General features: G+C 62.3%; 20 protein-coding genes. 1 reads left to right on the top strand and 19 read right to left on the bottom strand.

The genetic code is table 11. The annotated features are described in order from the left end of the window. Positions 1 to 94: 94 nt before the first annotated feature. The 16 genes from lpxC to AB5Y80_RS02825 form a co-directional block, all read right to left on the bottom strand. A complete protein-coding gene (gene lpxC, locus AB5Y80_RS02900; protein WP_010675831.1) occupies positions 95 to 1018 on the bottom strand; it encodes a UDP-3-O-acyl-N-acetylglucosamine deacetylase in 924 nt (307 codons plus the stop codon). A 102-nt stretch (positions 1019 to 1120) separates the two neighbouring features. Further along, complete coding sequence (ftsZ, locus tag AB5Y80_RS02895; protein WP_005305686.1) at positions 1121 to 2272, bottom strand: cell division protein FtsZ; 1152 nt, start codon at positions 2270 to 2272, stop codon at positions 1121 to 1123. Between the two features lie 39 nt (positions 2273 to 2311). After that, positions 2312 to 3571: a cell division protein FtsA gene (gene ftsA, locus AB5Y80_RS02890; RefSeq protein ID WP_010675832.1), complete on the bottom strand. Its 1260-nt coding sequence runs from the start codon at positions 3569 to 3571 to the stop codon at positions 2312 to 2314. Next, entirely contained in the window at positions 3552 to 4304 is a 753-nt protein-coding gene (locus AB5Y80_RS02885; RefSeq protein ID WP_029314839.1) for a cell division protein FtsQ/DivIB, read from the bottom strand. Before AB5Y80_RS02885 ends, ftsA begins: the two co-directional genes overlap by 20 nt. A 97-nt stretch (positions 4305 to 4401) precedes the next feature. Further along, positions 4402 to 5856, bottom strand: coding sequence for a UDP-N-acetylmuramate--L-alanine ligase (gene murC / locus AB5Y80_RS02880; RefSeq protein ID WP_104452198.1), 1455 nt, complete (start codon positions 5854 to 5856; stop codon positions 4402 to 4404). Between the two features lie 110 nt (positions 5857 to 5966). Next, complete coding sequence (murG, locus tag AB5Y80_RS02875; protein ID WP_010675835.1) at positions 5967 to 7034, bottom strand: undecaprenyldiphospho-muramoylpentapeptide beta-N-acetylglucosaminyltransferase; 1068 nt, start codon at positions 7032 to 7034, stop codon at positions 5967 to 5969. Next, positions 7031 to 8215, bottom strand: a complete 1185-nt coding sequence (gene ftsW, locus AB5Y80_RS02870) for a cell division protein FtsW (RefSeq protein WP_010675836.1) — start codon at positions 8213 to 8215, stop codon at positions 7031 to 7033. Before ftsW ends, murG begins: the two co-directional genes overlap by 4 nt. Next, positions 8212 to 9495 carry a UDP-N-acetylmuramoyl-L-alanine--D-glutamate ligase gene (murD, locus tag AB5Y80_RS02865; protein ID WP_368172500.1) on the bottom strand — a complete coding sequence of 428 codons (1284 nt, stop codon included), beginning with the start codon at positions 9493 to 9495 and terminating at the stop codon, positions 8212 to 8214. The genes ftsW and murD overlap by 4 nt, the downstream gene beginning before the upstream one ends. 3 nt (positions 9496 to 9498) lie before the next feature. Then, positions 9499 to 10581 carry a phospho-N-acetylmuramoyl-pentapeptide-transferase gene (gene mraY / locus AB5Y80_RS02860; RefSeq protein WP_010675838.1) on the bottom strand — a complete coding sequence of 361 codons (1083 nt, stop codon included), beginning with the start codon at positions 10579 to 10581 and terminating at the stop codon, positions 9499 to 9501. Then, positions 10575 to 11930 carry a UDP-N-acetylmuramoyl-tripeptide--D-alanyl-D-alanine ligase gene (gene murF / locus AB5Y80_RS02855; RefSeq protein WP_042864853.1) on the bottom strand — a complete coding sequence of 452 codons (1356 nt, stop codon included), beginning with the start codon at positions 11928 to 11930 and terminating at the stop codon, positions 10575 to 10577. The genes mraY and murF overlap by 7 nt, the downstream gene beginning before the upstream one ends. Further along, a complete protein-coding gene (murE, locus tag AB5Y80_RS02850; RefSeq protein ID WP_039040490.1) occupies positions 11927 to 13411 on the bottom strand; it encodes a UDP-N-acetylmuramoyl-L-alanyl-D-glutamate--2,6-diaminopimelate ligase in 1485 nt (494 codons plus the stop codon). Before murE ends, murF begins: the two co-directional genes overlap by 4 nt. A gap of 95 nt (positions 13412 to 13506) precedes the next feature. Then, positions 13507 to 15273, bottom strand: a complete 1767-nt coding sequence (locus tag AB5Y80_RS02845) for a peptidoglycan glycosyltransferase FtsI (RefSeq protein ID WP_010675841.1) — start codon at positions 15271 to 15273, stop codon at positions 13507 to 13509. Continuing rightward, positions 15270 to 15584 carry a cell division protein FtsL gene (ftsL, locus tag AB5Y80_RS02840; RefSeq protein WP_010675842.1) on the bottom strand — a complete coding sequence of 105 codons (315 nt, stop codon included), beginning with the start codon at positions 15582 to 15584 and terminating at the stop codon, positions 15270 to 15272. The genes AB5Y80_RS02845 and ftsL overlap by 4 nt, the downstream gene beginning before the upstream one ends. Positions 15585 to 15587: 3 nt before the next feature. After that, the gene (gene rsmH / locus AB5Y80_RS02835; protein WP_042015088.1) at positions 15588 to 16526 is read right to left on the bottom strand and encodes a 16S rRNA (cytosine(1402)-N(4))-methyltransferase RsmH; all 939 of its coding nucleotides are present in this window, start codon (positions 16524 to 16526) and stop codon (positions 15588 to 15590) included. Next, the gene (mraZ, locus tag AB5Y80_RS02830) at positions 16527 to 16985 is read right to left on the bottom strand and encodes a division/cell wall cluster transcriptional repressor MraZ (protein WP_039040489.1); all 459 of its coding nucleotides are present in this window, start codon (positions 16983 to 16985) and stop codon (positions 16527 to 16529) included. It lies immediately after the preceding gene. Between the two features lie 238 nt (positions 16986 to 17223). Continuing rightward, positions 17224 to 17520 carry a hypothetical protein gene (locus tag AB5Y80_RS02825; RefSeq protein WP_041211797.1) on the bottom strand — a complete coding sequence of 99 codons (297 nt, stop codon included), beginning with the start codon at positions 17518 to 17520 and terminating at the stop codon, positions 17224 to 17226. Positions 17521 to 17775: 255 nt separating this feature from the next. Here AB5Y80_RS02825 and AB5Y80_RS02820 point away from each other — a divergent pair, with 255 nt between their 5' ends. Then, a complete protein-coding gene (locus AB5Y80_RS02820; RefSeq protein ID WP_045522257.1) occupies positions 17776 to 18633 on the top strand; it encodes a lytic transglycosylase domain-containing protein in 858 nt (285 codons plus the stop codon). Here the strand turns inward: AB5Y80_RS02820 and AB5Y80_RS02815 are convergent. From AB5Y80_RS02815 to lafT, 3 genes are read right to left on the bottom strand one after another with little or no spacing between them, the layout of a single operon-like run. Beyond that, a complete protein-coding gene (locus AB5Y80_RS02815; protein ID WP_368172499.1) occupies positions 18569 to 19027 on the bottom strand; it encodes a hypothetical protein in 459 nt (152 codons plus the stop codon). The two genes, AB5Y80_RS02820 and AB5Y80_RS02815, sit on opposite strands and share 65 nt — an antisense overlap. Further along, on the bottom strand, positions 19014 to 19961 hold the full coding sequence (lafU, locus tag AB5Y80_RS02810; protein ID WP_041211798.1) for a lateral flagellar motor protein LafU: 948 nt from the start codon (positions 19959 to 19961) through the stop codon (positions 19014 to 19016). The genes AB5Y80_RS02815 and lafU overlap by 14 nt, the downstream gene beginning before the upstream one ends. Beyond that, positions 19961 to 20818 (bottom strand): lateral flagellar motor stator protein LafT, encoded by an 858-nt coding sequence (lafT, locus tag AB5Y80_RS02805; protein ID WP_041211799.1) that lies wholly within the window; start codon positions 20816 to 20818, stop codon positions 19961 to 19963. The genes lafU and lafT overlap by 1 nt, the downstream gene beginning before the upstream one ends. Positions 20819 to 20854: the final 36 nt, after the last annotated feature.

Below are 20854 nucleotides of genomic sequence, written 5' to 3'. Positions count from 1 at the left end.
AATAAAACCGGGAGATAATCGGTATTAAAGGATGGAATAAACAAATGACAGGACGTCGGTGCGGAGAGATGACCGACGTCCTGTTGCACAGCTATCAGGCCAGAACCAGACCGTTGTCGTAGTAAGCGATGGGCGCTTTGTCGCCCTCACCCTCGAAGGTCACCAGTTCCCAGGCCTCTTGCTGGGCCAGCAAGGCACGCAGCAGCTTGTTGTTCAGGGCATGGCCCGTCTTGTAGGCACGGAATTCACCGATGATACTGCGATTGCACATGTACAGATCGCCGATGGCATCCAGCATCTTGTGCTTCACGAACTCGTCTTCGTAGCGCAGACCATCTTCGTTCAGCACCCGGTAGTCATCCAGCACCACGGCGTTTTCCAGGCTGCCGCCCAGTGCCAAGTTCTGGGAACGCAGGTACTCGATATCACGCATGAAGCCGAAGGTACGAGCACGGCTGATCTCTTTCACGAAGGAGCTGCCGGAGAAGTCCAGCACGCAACGCTGGTTGCGCCCTTCAAACACCGGATGCTGGAAATCGATCTCGAGATCCATCTTGAAGCCGTTGCGATAGGGGTGGAATTCCGCCCACTTGTCGCCGTCTTCAACCCGGATGCTCTGCTTGATCCGCACGAACTGCTTGGGTGCGTTCTGTTCACGAATACCCACTTCCTGCAGCAGATAGATGAACGGATGCGCACTGCCGTCCATTACCGGGATCTCGGGAGCATCAACCTCGACATAGAGGTTGTCGATGCCCATCCCGGCCAGAGCGGCAGACAGGTGTTCGATGGTCGACACGCGAACACCGGCTTCGTTCACCAGAGCGGTACAAAGCACGGTATCACGCACCTGATCGGCGTTGGCTGGCAGCGCGACCACAGGATTCAGATCGGTACGCAAGTAAACGATCCCTGTGTTAACAGGCGCCGGACGGAACGTCATAGTGACTTTCCGGCCCGAATGCAGGCCCACACCGGTGGCCTGGACACTCGTTTTCAAGGTTCTTTGTCTAATCATGGGCGTATCCGCTTTAACAGCTCAAATTCCTGACCAGATGGTCGTTGCCGGGCCATCTTAGCACAATCCTTAAGCAACAAACAAACCAGAGCCATCAGAGGCTTAGTCTGCCTGCTTGCGCAGGAACGCAGGAATATCGAGATAATCCGGTTCGCGACGAGCTTGCGGCTCGGCGTTCACCACCTTGGCCGGGGCCTCTTCCATCACGCGAGACTGCAGGGCTTCGCTGATCAGGGGCTGACGGGCCGGACGCTCTTGAACCATGTTGTTCTTGACCAGGGTGATGTCGGGCTTGCGCTCGGCACCGATACCGGTCGCCACTACGGTGACGCGCAGTTCGTCGTGCATTTCCGGGTCGATTACGGTACCCACCACCACGGTGGCGTTCTCGGACGCGAAGGCCTTGACCGCGTTACCCACGGTCTCGAACTCTTCGATGGTCATGTCCATGCCGGCAGTGATGTTGACCAGGATGCCGCGGGCACCGGCCAGATCCACGTCTTCCAGCAGCGGGCTGGAGATGGCCTTCTCGGCCGCTTCTTCGGCACGGTCGTCACCGGAGGCGGAGCCGGTACCCATCATGGCGGTACCCATCTCGCGCATCACGGTACGTACGTCCGCGAAGTCGACGTTGATGAGGCCCGGGCGGGTGATCAGCTCGGCGATGCCCTGTACTGCACCCAGCAGCACGTCGTTGGCCGCCTTGAAGGCGTCCAGCAGGGAGATGCCGCGACCCAGCACCTTCAGCAACTTGTCGTTGGGGATGGTGATCAGGGAGTCGACGTTCTTGGAGAGCTCTTCGATGCCGTGAGCGGCGAAGCCCATCCGCTTCTTCCCTTCGAAGGAGAACGGCTTGGTCACGACGGCAACGGTCAGGATACCCATCTCGCGGGCCACTTCGGCCACGATCGGTGCAGCACCTGTACCGGTACCACCACCCATGCCGGCAGCGATGAACACCATGTCGGAACCGGTCAGCAGCTCGCGCAGCGCTTCCCTGTCTTCCATGGCGGCGTCACGACCCACTTCCGGGTTGGCCCCGGCACCCAGACCCTTGGTGATGCCACCGCCGATCTGCAAGGTGGTATTGGCACTGGAGTTGCGCAGTGCCTGGGCGTCGGTGTTCACGGTGATGAACTCGACACCTTCGATGTTTTGACGAACCATGTGCTCGACTGCGTTGCCGCCGCCGCCACCCACACCTATCACCTTGATGACGGCTTCGTCAGTGTGGCTATCCATAAATTCAAACATGTTGTCTCTCCGCTTTATTTGCCTGACTCAGCAAAATCTTTAGAACTCGCCACGCAACCAGTTGCTGACCCGTTTGACCAGCCCACCTACGCTTGCCTTGGCGGCATATTCCTTGTTACTGCCGGTGGATTGGTTGGTGCGGCCGTACTGCAACAACCCGACCGCAGTCGAGTACACCGGTGCCTGTACGTAGTCACTCAATCCCCGGATATTCATGGGCTCGCCCACCCGGACCTGGCTCTGGAAGATCTGCTCTGCGCACTCCACAATGCCTTCGATCTGGGCCGCGCCACCGGTCAAGACCACACCGGCGGCCAGCTGATGCTTGACCCCCTGTGCCTTCAATTCGCTCTGCACCCGCACCAGCTCGTCATTCACCATGGAGAGCAACTCTGTGTAACGGGGTTCAATCACTTCCGCCAGTGTCTGCCGTTGCAGGCTGCGCGCCGGGCGACCGCCGACACTGGGCACTTCGATATTGTCTTCCTTGCTGACCAGGCGGCCGAGGGCGCAGCCGTAGCGCACCTTGATCGCCTCCGCATCCAGCGGCGGCGTGCCGAAGGCATAGGCGATGTCGCTGGTCACCGTGCTGCCGGCATAGGGAATCACCTTGGTGTGACGCAGGGCGCCGCCGGTAAAGAGCGACATGTCCATGGTGCCGCCACCGATGTCCACCACGCAGACACCCAGCTCCTTCTCGTCTTCGGTCAGCACGGCGTAGCTGGAGGCCAGGGCGGAGAAGATCAGCTGATCCACCCGCAGACCCACCTTCTCCACACACTTCTCGATGTTGCGCGCCATGTCGTTGTGGCAGGTGATGAGATGCACCTTGGCTGCCATCCGCACGCCGGAGAGGCCGACCGGGTTCTTGATCCCTTCCTGATAGTCGATGGCGAACTCCTGGGGCAGCACGTGCAGCACCCGCAGCTCGTCAGACAACCGCACCGACTTGGCGGTGTGGATGACGTTGTCCACATCCTCCTGGGTCACCTCTTCGTCGGAGATGGGCACCATGCCGGTCTCGTTGCGGCAATCGATGTGCTTGCCGGACAGCCCCAGATAGACGGAACTGATCTGGCAGTCTGCCATCATCTCGGCCTCTTCCACCGCGCGGCGCAGGGACTTGACCACGGAGTCGAGGTCATTGACCCCGCCCTTCTCCATCCCGCGAGAAGCGTGGCTGCCCATGCCGATGACATTCAGTTCGCCATCAGGCAATACTTCGCCAACCAGTACCGCCACCTTGGTCGTGCCGATATCCAGTCCGACAATCAAATTTCTATCTGCGGTGTTGGTCATTCACTTTCTCTTCGCTTTTCTTCCAGCCAACTGCCATCCCGGTGTCGTATCGAAGATCCACGTAAGCAACCCGCTCACGGGGCTCGATGACCGGAAAGGCATCGATAAACCGCTGCAGACGAAGCGCGATATCCGAGCGCCCCACAAACAGCTGAATGTTGCCATCCAGGGTCAGTTCCCAGGCATGGCGGGGGGTCAGATTCACCCCCAGCAACTTGTATCCCTTGGCCGCCAGCAGCGTTTCGTACTGATGGCTGGCTTCCAGCACCTTGGCGGCCTGATCATCGGGCCCGGACAACTGCATCAGGGGCTTCTTCACCCTGTCCGGGGCACTGAATACCTCACCCTTGGTGTTGACGAAGCGGTTGCCGTTCCAGCGAGCCGCCACATCCTGTTCCGTGAGATAGACCTTGATCTTGTTCGGCCACTTCTTTCGTACCGAGACCTGGGCCACCCAGGGCAGAGCGTTCAGACGCGCCTGCAATTCGTTCACATCCAGCTCGAAGAAGTTGCGAAGTTCGGCACCATCCAGCACGGCAGCACGCAACTCATCGGCCTTCAAATATTCGTGTTGCCCCTGCAGCAACAGCTCGCTCATGGGCAACCGACTGGCATCCGTCAGCCAGTCTTTAACATCCAGCGCAGTCTGGTAGAGCCCCCACATGACCAGGATGAAAAATGCCACCCCGGCGATGAAGCCCCCCTTGGTGCGCCCTTGTGCCCTTGCCTCCACCCGATCGATCCCCGTAAAACGCGCCATGCCGGCCACTTGCAGACCGGTTCGCCATTATATAGGCCTCGGCTTGGCGGTCAAAATACTCATTGGGCCCTCAGGCACCGGATTTCATGCTATCCACGCTCAATTTCATCTCGCCGAGACGACGGGCCAGCGCACCGACGTTCCCCGCCCCCTGGGTCAATACCAGATCCCCCTCACCAATCAGGTCGGCCAGCACCGCGGGCACATCATCCGGCGTTGCGACAAAGATGGGCTCCAGGGTGCCGCGGGAGCGGATGGAACGGCACAAGGCACGGCCATCGGCACCGGGAATGGGCTCCTCACCGGCGGCATAGACCTCCAGCATCACCAGCACGTCCACCTTGGAAAGCACATCCGCGAAATCTTCGTAGAGATCCCGGGTCCGGCTGTAGCGGTGCGGCTGGAACACCATCACCAGCCGCTTCTCGGGCCAGCCGGCGCGAGCGGCGTTGATGGTCACCTTCACTTCGCTCGGGTGATGACCGTAATCGTCCACCAGCATGGCCTTGCCACGGCCGGTTTCAAACTCGCCATATTGCTGGAAGCGGCGCCCCACCCCTTCAAACTTGGAAAGTGCCTGGATGATGGCTTCGTCGCCGATGCCGTCTTCTGTCGCCACCGCGATGGCGGCGGCGGCGTTGAGGGCGTTGTGGATGCCCGGCAGATTCAGGGTCACCTCCAGCTCACCCGCCCCCGCACGGCGCACCCGGAAACGGCTGCGATTGCTGGTCTGCACGAAGTCCAGCACCTGCACATCGGCATCATCGCTCAGACCGTAGGTGAGGGTAGGACGGGCGATCTCCGGCAGCATGCTGCGGATCACGGGGTCATCCACGCACACTACGGCCAGGCCGTAGAACGGCAGGTTGTGCAGGAAATCGATGAAGGTGGCCTTCAACCTGGAGAAATCGCCGCCATAGGTGTCCATGTGATCCGCTTCGATATTGGTCACGATGGAGACCATGGGTTGCAGATGCAGGAAGGAGGCGTCGCTCTCGTCCGCCTCGGCAATCAGATAACGGCTGCTGCCCAGGCGGGCATTGGTGCCGGCGCTGTTGAGCAGACCGCCGATGACGAAGGTGGGGTCGCGATCCGCCTCGGCATAGATGCTCGCCACCAGACTGGTGGTGGTGGTCTTGCCGTGGGTCCCGGCGATGGCGATGCCGTGACGGAAGCGCATCAGCTCAGCCAGCATTTCGGCGCGGCGCACCACGGGAATACGCAGCTCGCGGGCAGCCAGCAGCTCGGGGTTGTCCTGCTTGATGGCGGTGGAAACCACCACCACGCTGGCACCGTCCACATGCTCGGCACTGTGACCAACAAAGATGTGTGCCCCCAAAGAGGCCAGGCGTTCGGTCACCCCGTTGCGGGCCAGATCCGAGCCGGTCACCTGATACCCTTCATTGGCAAGCACTTCCGCAATACCGCCCATACCGGCGCCACCGATGCCGATGAAGTGGATGCGACGCACGCGGCGCATTTCGGGGATAACGGTACGCAGTTTTGCCAGTTCAACCTTGGTCATAGTTCTTTCTCAATTCGCGGCCACAGGCCATTTTCATTCGGCGATATTCATCAGTTCGAAGACAGAAGCGGGGCCTTGGCGGCACATCTTGGCCTTCCATCTCGTTTGGCTCAGCCGGTGGCGAGCCGTTTGCACTCATCGGCAACCCGTTCGGCGGCATCGATGATGGCGACCCGGCGCGCGGCCTGGGCCATGTTCAACAGGGTTTCCCTGCGCCCGGCGAGCCAGGAGAGGCGCGACGCCAGAGCGGCCGGCGTCAGCTCGGACTGGGGCAGGAACTCGGCCGCACCGCCGTCGACCAGGGTCAGGGCGTTGCGGGTCTGGTGATCGTCCACCGCATGGGGCAGGGGCACGAAGATGGCGGCCACACCGGCAGCGGCCACTTCGGAGACGGTCAATGCGCCGGCGCGGCACACCACCAGGTCCGCCCAGGCATAGGCATCCGCCATGTCCTTGATAAATTCACTCACCTCGGCCTCGACCCCCAGCCCGGCATAGGAGGCAGCCACGGCCTCCCCGTTGCCCTTGCCGCACTGGTGACGCACCTCGATGGGCACACCGGCAGCTGCAACCGCAGGAGGCACCTGCTCGTTGAGGACCCGGGCCCCCAGGCTGCCACCGACCACAAGCAGGCGCAGAGGATCGCTGCTGCTGCGCAGTTGGGGATCCGGCAGCGCCACCACCTCGGGGCGCACCGGGTTGCCCACCACGGCGGTGCGGGCATTGGGGGCGAAGGCACCGGGGAAGGCCATCAGTACCCGCCTGGCGATACGGGCCAGCAGCTTGTTGGTCAGGCCAGCGGCGGCATTCTGCTCGTGCAGCAGCAGCGGAATGCCGGACAGCCAGGCGGCCACGCCACCCGGGCCGGAGGCGAAGCCCCCCATGCCCAGCACCACATCGGGCTGGATGGTCTTGAGCACCTGGCGGGCCTGCAGCACGGATTTGATGACACGGTAGGGCGCCGCGAGCAGACGCTTGATGCCGTTGCCACGCACCCCCTGGATGTCGATGAAGGAGATGGGATAACCATGGGCAGGCACCAGCTCCGCCTCCATCCGGTCGGCAGTGCCGAGCCAGTGGATGGTCCAGCCCTGGGCCTTGAGGCGATCGGCGACGGCCAGGCCGGGGAACACATGGCCCCCGGTACCACCCGCCATCACCAGTAACGTCTTGCTCACGCAACCTCCCGCACGCGCGCCTGGGCACTTGCCTGGCGCAACTCGAAATCGATACGAATCAACATGCTCACCGCCACCATCATGATGATGAGACTGGAGCCGCCATAACTGACCAGCGGCAGGGTCAGCCCCTTGGTAGGCATCATGCCGCTGGCGGCACCGACGTTGACGAAAGTCTGGAAGCTGAACCAGATGCCGATGCCGATGGCCAGATAACCTTCATAGAGCCGCTCGGCCACCAGCGCCTGGTGACCCAGCTTGAGCGCCTTCACCGCCAGCGCAAAAATCAGGAAGAGTGCGCCAAGCACCCCCACGTAGCCCAGCTCTTCGCCCAGAATGGCGAACACGAAGTCGGTGTGGGCCTCCGGCAGGTACTCCATCTTCTGGATGGAGTTGCCGAGCCCCTCGCCAAACCAGCTCCCCCGACCAAAGGCCATCAGGGACTGGGTCAGCTGATAGCCGCTGCCAAAGGGATCGGCCCAGGGGTCGAGGAAGGAGGTCACCCGCCGCATCCGGTAGGGCTCCGCGATGATCAGGGTCACCACGGCGCTCACCCCCACCAGGATGAGACCGATGAACTGCACCAGCCGGGCACCGGCCAGGAACAGCATCCCGAGGGAGGTGACGAACATCACCACCACTGACCCGAGATCCGGCTGGGCCAGCAGCAGGATGGCCACCACGAACAGCACCGCCATGGGTTTCATGAAACCGATGAAGCGTTCGCGCACCTCGCTCTGGCGGCGCACCAGATAGCCCGCCAGATAGACGAACAGCGCCAGCTTGCCGAACTCGGCCGGCTGCAGGTTGAAGGGGCCCAGCGGCAGCCAGCGTACCGAGCCGTTGACGCTGCGCCCCACCAGCAACACCATCACCAGCAGCACGATGGCCAGCAACAACATGGGGCCGTTGTAGTGCTGCCAGCGTGCCATGGGCACCTGCAACACGAACCAGGAGATACCCAGCGCCATCACCAGGAACATGCCGTGGCGCTTCACGAACATGAAGGGATCGTTGTTGATGGCGATCCCCTCAGGAATGGAAGCGGACGCCACTATTACCAGCCCGACGCCCATCAGGGCGAGGGCCAGCACCACCAGCTGCCGATCGTAGAGACCGGCGGGGCGCGCCGGTAGCAACCAGCGCTGCAAGAATCCCGCAACCACGCGCAGGGCGTTCATAAGCCCATCACCAGTTCGGTGAAGCGATCGCCGCGCGCTTCAAAGGATTTGAACTGATCCAGGCTCGCGCAGGCCGGGGCCAGCAGCACCCAGTCTCCGGGCCTGGCATCGGCCGCCGCCTTGGCGACAGCAGCGTCAAGATCGGCAACCCGCTCGGTCTGTTCGCCCAGGGCCAGCAGCACCTCGGCATCCTGACCAAAGCAGTACATGTGATCGATCTGGCTGCCGAGCAGCGCCTGCACCGGGCCGAAGTCCTGCCCCTTGCCCTGGCCACCGGCCAGCAGCAGCAGGCGGCCCTTGACCGCTTCACGCACCCCGGCCACGGCGGCCAGGGTCGCCCCCACGTTGGTGGCCTTGGAGTCGTTGATCCAGCGCACCCCATTTACCTCCCGCACGAAGCGGGCACGGTGAGGCAGGCCTTCAAAGCGGCGCAGCACGGCAAGTTGTGCCTCGCGGGGAATGCCCACCGCATCGCACAGGGCCATGGCCGCCAGGGCATTGGCCTGGTTGTGGGCACCCACTATCTTCATCTCGTCCACCGCCAGGAGCGGCTCGCCGTGCAAGGTCAGCCAGTGGCGGCCCTCCAGCTCGCAGCGACCGTAGCCGTTGCAGTCGAGGCCGAAACTCTGCCACACCTGACCCACATCGGGCAGGGTCTGGGGATCGTCGCGATTGATCAGGATGTGCTGGGAGTGCTGATGGATCTCCATCTTGGCGGCGCGGTAATCCGCCATGCCGGCATAGCGATCCATATGATCTTCACTGAGGTTCAGGACCACGGAGGCGGCGGCCCGCAGGCTGTAGGTGGTCTCGAGCTGGAAGCTGGAGAGCTCCAGCACGCAGAGATCCATGGGCTGCTTGAGGAGCGACAGCGCCGGGGTGCCGATATTGCCCCCCACACCGACCTTGAGCCCCGCCTCGGCGATCATCTCACCCACTAGCGTGGTGACCGTGCTCTTGCCGTTGGAACCGGTGATGGCGATGACCGGCGTCTGGGTTTCACGCACGAACAGTTCGATGTCACCGACGATGCGCACCCCGAACTCGGCGGCGGCCTTCAACTCCGGAGTCGCCAGGGCGATGCCCGGGCTGGCCACTATCATGTGCGCCTGCTTGAGCCGCTCCCCGTCCAGCCCGTGGATGAGCTCCACCTCGGGGGGAAGCTCGTCCTTGCCCGGCGGGTTGGCACGGGTGTCCATCACCAGCGGCGTGACGCCGCGGTCGAGGAAGTAATCGACGCAGGAGAGTCCGGTTTTGCCGAGTCCGATGATGATGACCATGGCTTACCTCACCTTCAGGGTGGCGAGGCCAAGCAGCACCAGCATGAGGGTGATGATCCAGAAGCGCACGATGACGCGCGGCTCCGGCCAGCCCTTCTTCTCATAGTGGTGATGGATGGGGGCCATGCGGAAGATCCGCACGCCGCGCAGTTTGTAGGATCCGACCTGCAGGATCACCGAGACGGTCTCCATCACGAAGACGCCCCCCATGATCACCAGCAGGAACTCCTGGCGCACCAGCACGGCTATGGTACCGAGCGCGCCGCCCAGGGCCAGGGAACCCACGTCCCCCATGAAGACCTGGGCCGGGTAGGTGTTGAACCAGAGGAAGCCCAGGCCCGCGCCCACGATGGCGGTACAGACGATCACCAGTTCGGAGGTGTAGGGCACGTAGGGAATGTGCAGGTAGTTCGCGAAGTTGACGTTGCCGGTCGCCCAGGCGATCAGGGCGAAGCCCCCCGCCACCATCACGGTCGGCATGATGGCCAAACCATCCAGGCCATCGGTCAGGTTGACCGCGTTGGAAGTACCGACGATGACGAAGTAGGTCAGCAGGATGAACATCAGGCCGAGCTGGGGCATCACATCCTTGAGGAAGGGGACCACCAGCTGGGTCTGACCATCGTGGGTGGCCGTGGCGTAGAGGAAGACTGCCACACCCAGCGCGACCGCGGACTGCCAGAAGTACTTCCAGCGGGCGATGAGGCCGTCGGTGTTCTTGCGCACCACCTTGAGATAGTCATCGGCAAAACCGATGGCGCCATAGGCCCCCAGCACGAACAGCACCAGCCAGACATAGGGGTTGTCGAGGCGGCACCAGAGCAGCACAGAAGTGAAAATGGCTGCAATGATCATCAGGCCGCCCATGGTCGGGGTGCCCTTCTTGCTGAGATGGGATTCGGGACCGTCGTTGCGGATCACCTGGCCGAACTTCATGATCTGCAGGCGACGGATGAGGCGCGGCCCCATCCAGAGCGCCACCACCAGACCGGTGATGATCGACAGGATGGCGCGAAACGTCAGGTAGGAGAAGACGTTGAAGAAGGTGAAGTGCGGGGTGAGCAGTTCCGCCAGCCAGACTAGCATGTGGCTGACTCCTGATGGCCCTTGACCATCTCGACGATATCTTCCATGCGGGAGCCACGGGCGCCCTTGACCAGAATCGAAATTTCCTGATGTGTCTTTATCATTTGCGCAAGCACTTCAAACAACGACGCCTTGTTATCGAAATGTCGGCCAGCCGCGGCATCTGCGGTGTGGCGACTCTGTTCCCCTACGGTCAGCACGGCATCGAGGCCCTGCTCACGGGCGTGGTGTCCGACCCGGGCATGCTGCGCGGCGGACTCCTCACCCAACTCTTTCATGTCACCGAATACCAGCACCTTGTAGCCGTTCATGGCGGTCAGGGCATCGATACCCGCCAGCACGGACTCCACGCTGGCGTTGTAGGTGTCATCCACCAGGGTGAGGCCACCCCAGCGTTGCACGCAGAAACGGCCCTTGACCGGCGCCATCTGCTCCAGCCCCGCCTTGACGGACGCAAGCGATGCGCCCAGGGCCAGGGTCCCGGCGGCAGCAGCCAGGGCGTTGGCCACGTTGTGGCGGCCCGGAATGGCCAGGGTCAGGTTCACCTCTCCCTGGGGCGTCACCATCACGAACCCGGCACAACCCTGCTCGTTGAGCACGATGTCGCGGGCGTGGAACGGCTGACGCTGATCCTCGAGGGAGAAGGCGCAGTGGATGCCCTTTTCACGCCACTTCGGCCAGAACTCGTTGTCGGCATTGACGATGGCGGTGCCGCCCTCGCCTAACCCTTCGAAGATTTCGCTCTTGGCATGGAACACCCCTTCCAGGGAGCCAAAGCCTTCCAGGTGCGCGGCAGCGACGTTGTTGATGATGGCGGCGTCGGGTCTGGCGAGCGACGTGGTCCAGGCGATCTCGCCCGGGTGGTTGGCTCCCAGCTCCATCACCGCGAACTGGTGTTGCGGCTCGAGGCGCAGCAGGGTCAGCGGCACCCCCACCTCGTTGTTGAAGTTGCCGGCGGTGGCCAGCACCTCCCCTTCACAACGCAGGATGGCCGTCGCCATCTCCTTCACCGTGGTTTTGCCACAGCTGCCGGTGATGGCGAGCACTTTCGGATTGATGCGCTCGCGCACCAGCCTGCCCAGACGCCCAAGCCCCTTGAGGGTGTCGCCCACCACCAGTTGTGGAATGGCCAGCGGCAATTCGCGCTCCACCAGCAGGGCACTAGCGCCGGCGGCAACCGCCTGGTCGCAGAAATCGTGGGCGTCGAAACGCTCGCCGCGCAGGGCCACGAACAGCGCCCCCGCGCCCAGGGTACGGGTGTCGGTGCTGACCGCCGTGATCTCATGGTCGCCCCCGATCAGACGGGCATCGAGCACCTGCGCCAGGTCGGCAAGCCTGAGGGTCATCATTTGAATGACTCCATTAATGTGTGCAAGGCGGCTGCGACGGTTTCCCGATCGCTGTAGTGCCGCTTGTCGGTTCCAATGATCTGATAATCCTCGTGGCCTTTGCCGGCCACCAGGATGATGTCCTCTTTGCTCGCTTGACTCAGTGCCAGCTGGATTGCCTTGGTCCTGTCGTGCTCAATCTGCACGGCGCCGGGATCGCGAAGACCCGCCACCATGTCGGCCATGATCCGGGCCGGCTCCTCGGTACGGGGATTGTCGTCGGTCAGGATCACGCAGTCCGCATGCTGCTCCGCCATGGCAGCCATCATGGGACGCTTGCCGCGATCCCTGTCGCCGCCGCATCCCACCAGGCACCAGAGCCGGCCGTGACAGTGCACCCGCAGGGCCTGCAATGCCTTCTCCAGCGCATCCGGGGTGTGGGCGTAATCGACCACGGCGAGCGGCGCATCGCCACCGCCGAAGCACTCCATGCGACCGGTCACCGGTTGCAGTCTGGGGGCCGTCGCCAGCAGGTCATCGAAGTCGTAGCCGAGCACCAGCATGGCGCCCATGGCGCCCAGCACGTTGCTGACGTTGAAGCGGCCGAGCAAGGGGGCGGATAATACACCATTCCCCCAGCTGGAGTTAATGCGCGTATCAAAACCTTGTTGGTGGAAATGGGGATCCTGCGCCGTCAGTTGTCGTCCGGCATGGTTTTCAATCGGACCATGAACCCCGAAGGCCACCGCACCGGGATAGGTCGCCAGCCATTGCCGTCCCAAATGGTCATCGGCGTTGATGACGGCGCAAGGCTCATCCACCAGCTTCAGCAGCTCCTCCTTGGCGGCGGCATAGGCCTCCATGGTGCCGTGATAGTCCAGATGATCCCGGCTCAGGTTGGTGAAGACTGCCGCGGCAAACGGCAGGGCCGCCACGCGATGCTGCACCAGACCGTGGCTGGAGACCTCCATCGCCACCAGATCGGCCCCCTGCTGCTGCAAGGCGGCCAGATTGGCCTGCACCTGGACCGCGCTGCCCGTGGTGTTCTCTGCTTCGATGAGCTCGCCAAACAGACCGTTGCCTATGGTGCCCATGACCCCGGCCTTGCCCCCCAGCAGGGTGCGCCAGTTGGCCACCAGCAGGGCCGTGGTGCTCTTGCCGTTGGTGCCCGTGATGCCCACCAGTTGCAACTTTTGCGCAGGGTGACCGTAGAAATGGCCGGCCAGCTCGGAGAGACGAGCGGGAAGATCCCTCATGCCGATGCAGGGGATCTGGGTCGCCGGAGGGACGAATTCTCCGTCCTCCTCAAACAGCACGGCGGTCGCTCCCTGAGCCACCGCCTGTTCGATGAAGCGCCTGCCATCCACCTGATGGCCACGAATCGCCACGAAGAGCGAGCCGGGACCGACCCGCCGGCTGTCGAGCTGGAGATCGGTGAGGGAAAGCGCCGGTGCATCGATGCCGAAGCGGCTCATCAGTTGATCAAGTGTACGGGGCGGCATGGGAAGCCTCCGAAAATGCGGGAATGCGGGCGCTCGTACACGCCATGGAAAACGCCCCGACAGCAGCGGGGCCGATGGAAAAAGCCGGATGCCCGTCAAGTACGCGGTGCGCCATTGTTGGCCTCCGTGCGGGCAAGCTTGGCGGGTACCTCGGGCGGGATCGCATCGGGACGGATGTTGAAGAGCTGCAACACGCCTCCCATGGCCTCCGCAAAGGGCGGGGTCGCCACGGCACCGCCGTAGTAGGCATCCCCCTTGGGCTCGTTGATCACCACCACCATGACGAAACGGGGATTGCTGGCTGGCGCGAAACCGGCAAACCAGGCCATGTAGTCCTTGCCATAGCCCCCAGCCACGGCCACCTTGGCGGTACCACTCTTGCCACCGACCCGATAACCGGGGATCTGGGCCTTGGGAATGGCATTGCTGACCACGTACTCCAGCGCCTGCAACATGGCAGCGGCGTTGTTGTGATCGATGACCTGCTCACCCTTGGGCGGCTTGGTCACCTTGATGATGGAGAGCGGTACCCGCTTGCCCTTGTTGGCCAGGGTGGCGTAGGCGGAGGCCAGCTGCAGCGGGGTCACTCGCAGACCATAACCGAACGACAGGGTGGCTCGCTCGATGTCGGACCAGCGGCGACGCTGGGGCAGCATGCCGCTGCTCTCCCCCATCAGGCCGCTGCCGGTGTCCATGCCGAAGCCCACCATGCTCAGGGTGTTGATCATCTCCTGGGCCGGCATCCGCAGCGCGATGCGCGACATGCCGATGTTGGAGGAGTAGCGCAGGATGTCGTAAAGGTTGGTCGCCTTGTGGATACTCACGTCACGGATCTGCTTGGCCCCGATGAAGAGGGGGCCGCCCGGGATGAAGTCCTTCCAGCTGGTGACACCGGCTTGCAAGGCACTAAGCAAAATCAATGGCTTGACCGTGGAGCCCGGCTCATAGGTATCGGTCACCACCCGGTTTCGCACCCGGAAACTCTGGTACTGGCCGCGGTTGTTCGGGTTGTAGGAGGGGGTGTTGACCATGGCGAGTACCTCGCCGGTCTTCACATCCAGCATCACCATGGAGCCGGAGGTGGCCTTGTTCTCGTCGGTAGCCCGTTTGAGGGCGCGATAGGCCAGCGCCTGCACCCGCTGATCGATGCTCAGTTGCAGATCGTTGGCGTGCTTGCCCTCTTTCACCAGGCCCAGGCGCTCGATGACGCGGCCCTGCCTGTCCTTGCGCACCCTCATCTCGCCAGGGGTCGCGGTCAGCCACTCGTTGTAGCTGCGCTCAATCCCCTCGATGCCGCTGCCATCGATGTTGGTCACCCCCACCAGATGGGAGCTTATCTCGCCGGTCGGGTAGAAACGGCGCGCCTCGGGGCGCAGATAGATGCCCCCCAGCTTCAACCCCTTGATGTACTCGGCCACCGCAGGCGTCACCTGTCGCTGCAGATAGACGAAGCGCTTGCTCGGGTTGGCGATGCGATGCTTGAGGGTGTTGATGTCGAGCTTGAGCACGGCGGAGAGTGCCAGCCAGGCACGCTCGTTGTGGATGGCACCGGACTCGTGCACCGTCTTGGGATCAGCCCAGACCGCTTCGACCGGCACGGATACCGCCAACTGTTCGCCGTTGCGATCGGTGATCATGCCGCGCACCGCCTGGGTGGAGGTGGTGCGCAGGGAGCGCATGTCCCCCTCCTGGCGCAGTCTGTCCGGATCGATCACCTGGATCCAGGCCAGCCGCAGGATCAGCCCCGCAAACGCGATGCCGATGAAGAAAACCAGGGTACGAAAGCGCCACGGGTAGAGTGAGGGTGCTTTCGCCTTGGCTTTGTCCTTTGCCGGAGCCTTGGTGGCGGCCTTGCGTGTCATGGTTGTGTAATTACCTTTTCAGTGGTCACCAGGGGGCGAGCCATCTGCAACTTGTCCATGGCCAGACTCGCCACCCGGGAGTGCTCAGCCAGTGTGCCCTGTTCCAGCAAGAGGTGGCGCCACTCGATGTTGAGCCTGTCCTCCTCCGCCATCAGATCGTTCTGCTTGGCCGTCAGACCCCGGGTCATGTTGGTCACCAGGATCACCGCAAAGGCGGTGACCAGCACGGCGACGGTCAACAGGACCTGCAACTTGTGGCGCCAGAGATCCGCAACGATCTCCCTGGCGAGGTGAACGCGCACATCGCTCATCGCTTACTCCGCAAGACGCTCTGCGACCCGCAGCACCGAGCTGCGGGACCGGGTGTTTTCATTGACCTCGTGGTCGGAAGGCTTGAGCGCCTTGCCGATCGACTTCAGCTTGCGACCACCGGCAAGCTGGGCTTCGGTCAGGGGGATCCCGTGGGGTACTTCCGGACCTTTCTCATGCTTGCGAATGAAATGCTTCACCAGCCGATCTTCCAGAGAGTGGAAGCTGATGACGGAGAGACGACCGTGAGGAGCCAGCACGTCCAGCGCGCCGTTGAGGGCGGTTTCGATCTCGTCCAGCTCGCTGTTGATATAGATGCGGATGGCCTGGAAGCTGCGGGTCGCCGCGTGCTTGCCCTTCTCCTTGCTCGGGTTGACCCGGGCAATCATCTCCGCCAGCTGGCGGGTGCGCACATAGGGCTCGGTCACCCGATCGTGCACGATGGCGCGAGCAATCTTCTTGGCGAAGCGCTCCTCACCGAAGGTTTTCAGCACCCAGGCGATGTCGTCCACATCGGCACGGGCAAGCCACTCGGCGGCACTCTGACCGGAGGTGGGATCCATCCTCATGTCGAGCGGGCCGTCCTTCATGAAGCTGAAGCCACGCTCGGCATCGTCAAGCTGGGGGGAGGAGACACCGAGATCCAGCAGGAAGCCATCGACCTTGCCCAGCAGGCCGCGTTCGGTCAGATAGCGGGTGATGCCGGAGAAGGGACCGTGCACGATCTCGAAACGGGGATCCTGGATCTTGGCCGCCTCGGCAATGGCCTGGGGATCCCGGTCGATGGCGATCAGACGGCCATTGGGGCCCAGATGCTGGAGAATGAGACGAGAGTGACCACCCCGGCCAAAGGTACCGTCGACGTAGATACCGTCTGGCTTGATGGCCAGCCCTTCGACGGCTTCGTGCAACAGCACTGTGATGTGTTCAGCGGCTTGGGTCATTTATAAAGAAAAATCCTGTAGTCGTGGTGAACTTGCCCAGTCGTCCTCGGGCAGGCCCAGGATGTCGTCGTTGATCTGTTGTTGCCAGCGGGCTTCATCCCAAAGCTCGAATTTGTTGAGCTGGCCCACCAGCATGACTTTCTTGTCCAGCCCGGCATGACTGCGCAGCGGCTGGCTGAGCAGCAGACGGCCATTGCCATCCAGTTCGCATTCGGCCGCGTGGCCGAGCAGCAGACGCTGCAGGCGGCGTTCCGCCGGGTTGGTGCTGGAAAGGGTCTTCAGCTTGCGCTCCACCTCTTCCCATTCATTCAGGGGATAAAGCAGCAGACAGGGATGGGCGATGTCGATGGTGCAGACCAGCTGGCCGTCGCATTCGTCGCGCAGCCAATCACGAAATTTGGTCGGAATCGCCAACCGCCCCTTGCTGTCCAGGCTGATGGCGTGAGCGCCACGCAACAAATTGCAGTCCCCGAAGGTGAGTTATGGGGGCTAGATGCCCAATAAAACCACTTTGATCCACTTTTCTCCACCATGAAGTTTAAGGACGAGCAGGGGGCTTTTCAAGCAAGGATCTCGGGCATGGGGAACATATTGACGCAGCGTGATGGGACTACCGATTAAATGAATTGATTTTCCACAAGTTATTCATGGGGGAATTAAATCATCCCGGCGAAGTGTGCCTCGTAATTAATCGATTTCACGGGGAAATGATGAAACGGAACAGCACGACGGCGCACAGGATAATGCTGACGCCCACCACGGGATAGATGATGTATCCATCCCCTACCCGACGGGCTCGCAGCACCACCAGCTGGCAGAGCAGCAGGTTATAGACGATGAGAAGAAAAGTCAGCAGTAGATTGGCGCCCAATGTCAGCTCGTCGGCATACATGATATAGAGCCACATCAAACCAAAATTAACGAGGATCAGATAAAGCAGAAATTTCTGAATCGCCCTGCCCGCCTTTGGGGTCTTTTTTACTCGTGTTATCATGCTTATCACGTCCTGGATACCACATGAACAGTCGACAGATATTGTCAAAAACTGTTGAGATACATCGTGTTTTTATCATTTTCCCGCCAGGCTCTGTCCGCTGTTGCCAAAATATCCCTGCGCCTTCTCCCCGGGCTCTCACTACTGAGCAGTGCCGTTTGTTACTCCTATGATCATTATCACTGGCAGGCGGGTTTTCCTACCCCCGTTGTCGGCCCGGGTGCCGAACTGGTCAACGAGCAGACCCGCTTTCTGCTGCGCCAGCGCAGCCACCTGCAAACGAGGCTCGCCGAGTCCCAGCCCATGATCCGCTGGGTCACGGAGCAGGTTCAGACGCGAAAACTCCCACCCATGCTGGCACTGCTGCCCCTGATCGAGAGCAGCTACCGGCTTGACGTGATCTCCTCGGCGGGCGCCGCCGGGCCCTGGCAGTTGATGCCGGATACCGCAGCCCGCTTCTCCGTCCCCATGACGAACGGCTTCGATGGCCGCTATTCCCTGCCATTGGCGACGGAGGCGGCGCTCTCCTACCTCGGGTGGCTGCATCAATTCTTCGGGCAGGACTGGTTGCTGGCACTGGCGGCCTACAACGCGGGAGAGGGAAGAGTACTGAAGGCGGTGCTCAACGGCGGGACACGCAATGTGTGGGAGTTGCAGTTGCCTACCGAAACGCGCCTCTATGTGGCGCGCTTCCTCGCGCTCTCCCAATTGCTGGACAGAGCGGCGCAGCACGGGTTTGTCCTGCCGCCCTGGCAGGCGGGAGAAAATATCCGGGTATGGCGGCAGCCGGGGGGCTGCTCATTGCTGGAGTGGGCCATGGAGCGGGGGGTTGCCATGAACGAGGCAAGCCGGTGGAATCCCGCCTGGCGATTGCCCGATCCCCGGGAGGTGAGTGACTGCCCCATCGTTTATGGCGGGGGCAAGGCCCCTCCTGCCCCGCGTCATCAAGAGACACGCCCGCAGCTGGTGCGGGCCGTGTCCCTGGAAAGCCTGCACGATCCCCTACTGTTGCTGCCTGCACGGGGACTGGACATGGGGCGGGGAGGCCTCACTCTTGAGCGGTTGCCGGATCCGCTGGGATTGGAGCAGGCTCGCCCTCTGCTGGCGCCATGAAACAGTGGCGCCAGTGGCTCAGAACAGGCGCGAGATCCACCGAGTCAGGATCGACCCATCGCGCGCCGTAGAAGCTGAGGTACTGGCCTATGGCCCTGCGATGGGTGATATGACACGCCAGCACGATCCGCGGTGACAACGACAGGCTAACGTTATCGGGCAAGGTAAAACGGGCGGGGGCGAGGAAACCGACCCCACCCGGTCCGATATCCTTGATGACCGCCCGTCCGATGCGCTTGTCGAACAGCAGGCCAGAGACCATGAGCCGGGCCGCGATGCCGCAACTCTGGGATTCCAGGGGCGTGGTCCCGTCATGGAGATACCAGCGCGGCAGTTTGCGCCTGGGATCCTTGAACGGTGTCACGGGGGGCAGATCGGCGTCAGGGGTTTCCATGGGCAACGGCGTCCTTGGCTGTCCGGGTGGCGGCTTGGGTTTGGGCACTGAACAGCTGCTCCAGGCTCTTTTCCGCCTGGGTCGTCATCACCAGCAACTCGATGCGGCGGTTCTCGCTGCCTTTGGGATCGGCGGTGTTGTCCAGCATGGTATCCGACATGGCGACCACCTGACCCACCCGCTCGGGGGGCATGCCGCCAGCAAGCAGGACACGCCTCGCCATCATGGCGCGATCGGAGGAGAGCTCCCAGTTGCTGTAGTTGTCACCGGCAAAGGGGGTGCTGTCGGTGTGACCGGAGATCATGACCCGGTTCTCCACTCGCTGGAAGACAGGGGCCAGTGCCATCAGCAGGTGGCGGAAATAGGGGCTGATCCGCGCACTGCCCCGGCTGTACATCTCGCGCTCGTCATCGTCGCGGATCAGGATCCGCAGACCCTGGGGCACCAGTTGCAGCTCCAGGTTGTTTCTGGCCTGCATCTGATCCGCCATGGATCCGATGAAACCGGCCAACTGCGCCATCTGCTTCTCTCCCTCAATCTTGCCCACCAGCAGGCTCTCATAGCCTCCCTTGGCGCCATCGGTAAAGATGCTGCGATCCCGCTCCATGTGTCTGGGCATGCGCTGCCCCTCCTCCACGAACTGGGGACTCAACTCCTCAAGGACCGAGGGGTTGCCGCCAAGATCCACCGGATAGGGGCTGTTGCTGATGTCGAACGGGTTTGCCTCGCTGTCCATGATGCTGTAGTCGCGCAGACGACTGGCCACCACATCCCGCTCCTCCTGGCTGGAGACGGCCAGGATCCAGAGCACCATGAAGAAGGCCATCATGGCCAGGGTGAAGTCGGCGAAGGCCACCTTCCATGCGCCGCCCCCCTTGGGAGCGCTGCTGCGCCGCTGCTGGCGCTTGATGACGATCTGCTCGTGGTTGCGCATCACATGGCCCTGTTGGTCACCCAGTCTTCCAGTTCGAGGAAGCTGGGTTTCACGTCAGGCTCCAGCATCTTGCGGCCGGAATCGACGGAGAGCAGCGGCGTCTTGCCCCGCAGCTGAGCGATCAAAATCGACTTGATGCACATCAGCATGCCGATACGACGCTTGACCATCTCTTCCATGGCATTGCTGATGGGCTCCAGCAAGCAATAACAGAGGAAGATGCCGATGAAGGTGCCCACCAGGGCGGCCGCCACATGCACCCCTATGTTGCTGAGGGGGCCGTCGAGCTGCTGCATGGTGATGATGATCCCCATCACCGCCGCCAGGATCCCGAAGCCGGGGCAGGCCTCCCCGGTCTTGTGCAGCGCATGGGCGGGCTTGAGCATGTCCTCCTCGATGGCCATGATCTCCTGCTCCAGTATGGTGTCGAGCTCATGAGGCGTGATCTTGCCCATGCCCAGCAGACGCAGGTTGTCGATGATGAAGCCCAGCAGTTGCGGATCTTCCGATACCTGGGGATACATGAGGAAGACGGAACTCTGCTGCGGATTCTCCACGTGCTCGTCCAACGCCTTCATCCCCTTGTTGCGGGTCTCTTCCAGCAGTTGGTGCATCAGGGTCAGCAGTTCGCGATAGATCTCCTTCTCGTCCTTGTTGGACTTGAAGCAAAGCTTCATCTGGCGCCACATTTCATGCATCACCTCCTTGGAATTGCCAAGGAACATGGAACCGACCGCCGCCCCTATGATGATGATGAGTTCGGCAGGCTGCCACAGGGCGATGGGGCGCCCCCCGGCCATCATGAAGCCGCCGATCACACACACGAAAATGACACCAAGACCAATCTGTTTTTGCATGGATGCTCCCGCAGAAATCAACAAGACTCCCCCCGC

Source organism: Aeromonas sp. R2-1 (genome assembly GCF_040908425.1).
GTDB lineage: Bacteria > Pseudomonadota > Gammaproteobacteria > Enterobacterales > Aeromonadaceae > Aeromonas > Aeromonas caviae.
This window is presented reverse-complemented; position numbering and strand designations above follow the sequence as displayed.

What these genes read in the sequence shown, in the direction of transcription:
- lpxC (WP_010675831.1), bottom strand. Translation starts at nt 1,018, where the DNA reads ATGATTAGACAAAGAACCTTGAAAACGAGTGTCCAGGCCACCGGTGTG.
- ftsZ (WP_005305686.1), bottom strand. Translation starts at nt 2,272, where the DNA reads ATGTTTGAATTTATGGATAGCCACACTGACGAAGCCGTCATCAAGGTG.
- ftsA (WP_010675832.1), bottom strand. Translation starts at nt 3,571, where the DNA reads ATGACCAACACCGCAGATAGAAATTTGATTGTCGGACTGGATATCGGC.
- murC (WP_104452198.1), bottom strand. Translation starts at nt 5,856, where the DNA reads ATGACCAAGGTTGAACTGGCAAAACTGCGTACCGTTATCCCCGAAATG.
- ftsW (WP_010675836.1), bottom strand. Translation starts at nt 8,215, where the DNA reads ATGAACGCCCTGCGCGTGGTTGCGGGATTCTTGCAGCGCTGGTTGCTA.
- murD (WP_368172500.1), bottom strand. Translation starts at nt 9,495, where the DNA reads ATGGTCATCATCATCGGACTCGGCAAAACCGGACTCTCCTGCGTCGAT.
- mraY (WP_010675838.1), bottom strand. Translation starts at nt 10,581, where the DNA reads ATGCTAGTCTGGCTGGCGGAACTGCTCACCCCGCACTTCACCTTCTTC.
- murF (WP_042864853.1), bottom strand. Translation starts at nt 11,930, where the DNA reads ATGATGACCCTCAGGCTTGCCGACCTGGCGCAGGTGCTCGATGCCCGT.
- murE (WP_039040490.1), bottom strand. Translation starts at nt 13,411, where the DNA reads ATGCCGCCCCGTACACTTGATCAACTGATGAGCCGCTTCGGCATCGAT.
- AB5Y80_RS02845 (WP_010675841.1), bottom strand. Translation starts at nt 15,273, where the DNA reads ATGACACGCAAGGCCGCCACCAAGGCTCCGGCAAAGGACAAAGCCAAG.
- ftsL (WP_010675842.1), bottom strand. Translation starts at nt 15,584, where the DNA reads ATGAGCGATGTGCGCGTTCACCTCGCCAGGGAGATCGTTGCGGATCTC.
- rsmH (WP_042015088.1), bottom strand. Translation starts at nt 16,526, where the DNA reads ATGACCCAAGCCGCTGAACACATCACAGTGCTGTTGCACGAAGCCGTC.
- AB5Y80_RS02825 (WP_041211797.1), bottom strand. Translation starts at nt 17,520, where the DNA reads ATGATAACACGAGTAAAAAAGACCCCAAAGGCGGGCAGGGCGATTCAG.
- AB5Y80_RS02815 (WP_368172499.1), bottom strand. Translation starts at nt 19,027, where the DNA reads ATGGAAACCCCTGACGCCGATCTGCCCCCCGTGACACCGTTCAAGGAT.
- lafU (WP_041211798.1), bottom strand. Translation starts at nt 19,961, where the DNA reads ATGCGCAACCACGAGCAGATCGTCATCAAGCGCCAGCAGCGGCGCAGC.
- lafT (WP_041211799.1), bottom strand. Translation starts at nt 20,818, where the DNA reads ATGCAAAAACAGATTGGTCTTGGTGTCATTTTCGTGTGTGTGATCGGC.